Below are 1,764 nucleotides of genomic sequence, written 5' to 3' on the forward strand. Positions count from 1 at the left end.
GAGCGTCTATGCGGGCTTGTCGAGGCATGACAAGAAGGTTGCCACACCCCTCTTACATTAGCAACGGGCACCCCAGATAGAGAAGGAGGCAGAGAAACGCATAATTTCATGGGCGTCCCCCTGCCTCCCAGGCAAAGCAGCGAGTAGATGACTTCTTAAGGACATGCCCCAAGCGCAGCAGAAATTGGTCGCGGTCGGTGGCATCGAGGAAGATCTTTCTCCGCTCGATGCCACGACAGATGATGTGGTGGCAGGCACCAGGAGCGTCTATGCGGGCTTGTCGAGGCATGACAAGAAGGTTGCCACACCCCTCTTATATTAGCAACGGGCGCATCAGGTTGGCGGAGGCAGAGAAACGCATAATTTCATGGGCGTCCCCCTGCCTCCCCTGCCTCCCAGATGATGTGATGGCATGCACCAGGGGCAACTCCGACTGGAATTCGCCGGAGCAGTTGTTGACATGAGTAGCAAAATGATTAAATTTTACAAACCAATTAAAGGTAGCCGGGGAAGCACTTTCGGCATGGGGTCGACAAGATACCAAGCAGTGAATACGTGGAGAGTCACATGGCCGACCGGAGCAACCAAAGTCCAATCTCTACACATGATTCTCCCTGGATGGCTGTAGCCATGAAGGAAATAGGGCAAAAGGAACTACGGGGCGTCCAGGATAATCCGAGGATATTGCTGTATCACGCTACGACGTCATTGCATGCAACTACCGATGAAATAGCTTGGTGCTCTGCGTTCGTTAACTGGTGTTTGAAACAGGTCGGCATCCATGGCACCAACTCTGCAGCCGCATCCAGTTGGCTCCATTGGGGGAAGATTTCCGTCCCTATGCCCGGTGCCGTAACTGTTGTGAAAAGTACAACTACAGGAGAGAACCATGTAGCCTTCTTCATATCTGAAGGGCAAAGCCACTACACCCTCCTTGGTGGCAATCAATCGCACCAAGTGAGACTTTCGAATTTCCCTAAACGTTCCTATGTTGTTTTAGGGCATCGGTGGCCGGTCTATGAGAGCGACTAGGTTCCTTTGTTACATTGGTGCTGTTGTGATTGTCATGACATGTTCAAATGCTTTCGCTGAAGAATGTGGGGACATGGGGAATTATTGGGTTCGATTTAGACGAGCCATAGTTCAAAACGAGGACAGCAAGGTGGCGTCAATGACGAGGTTTCCATTCCGAGTCGGCGGCATCCTGGATAGTCATCCGGTCGAGATATATGGCCGTAAGCCCTTTCCCCAAATTCTTAAAAAGTTGCTCGGCCAAAAGATTGTGATAGTAGAAGGGGAAGACACTATAGTAGAAAAGACCATGCTGCAGCACGTCAAAGACAAACAGGCGTTAACTTCAAAGGACTACAACACGCCATGGATGGTGACGGTGGAAGTTTTTGAATTCCAGTGCGCAGACGGGAAGTGGCAGTTCACAGGAGCCTACCTTGAAGAATAATCCGATAGTTTACCGCCCCTTAAGATACCCTTTGTAGCTAATCTCTCATCTGCACGGCAGCTAAAGCCTCGCGGGGAACGGACGACTCACACCCCCCTTACATTAGCAACGGGCACCCCAGATAGAGAAGGAGGCAGAGAAACGCATAATTTCATGGGCGTCCCCCTGCCTCCCCTGGATTTGTATCGGTTTTGAAAGAGGTGGCCCGAGCGGTTGTGACGATGATTGAATTCTACGGCATAGCCGGTTGTGAGGCGACGCATCACGTCGGAGATGGGAGTATTGCCGGTTTGGAGAAGAAGATG

Annotated in this window: 2 protein-coding genes; both read left to right on the top strand. The window is 51.3% G+C overall.

Translation table 11 applies throughout. The features are described from left to right. Positions 1-618 precede the first annotated feature (618 nt). Positions 619-1,032 (top strand): TIGR02594 family protein, encoded by a 414-nt coding sequence (locus H7687_RS22240; protein ID WP_371877594.1) that lies wholly within the window; start codon positions 619-621, stop codon positions 1,030-1,032. Positions 1,033-1,171: 139 nt separating this feature from the next. Next, complete coding sequence (locus H7687_RS21800; RefSeq protein WP_183351396.1) at positions 1,172-1,459, top strand: hypothetical protein; 288 nt, start codon at positions 1,172-1,174, stop codon at positions 1,457-1,459. Positions 1,460-1,764 lie beyond the last annotated feature (305 nt).

The organism is Geomonas paludis (assembly GCF_014193585.1).
Classification (GTDB): Bacteria; Desulfobacterota; Desulfuromonadia; order Geobacterales; family Geobacteraceae; genus Geomonas; species Geomonas paludis.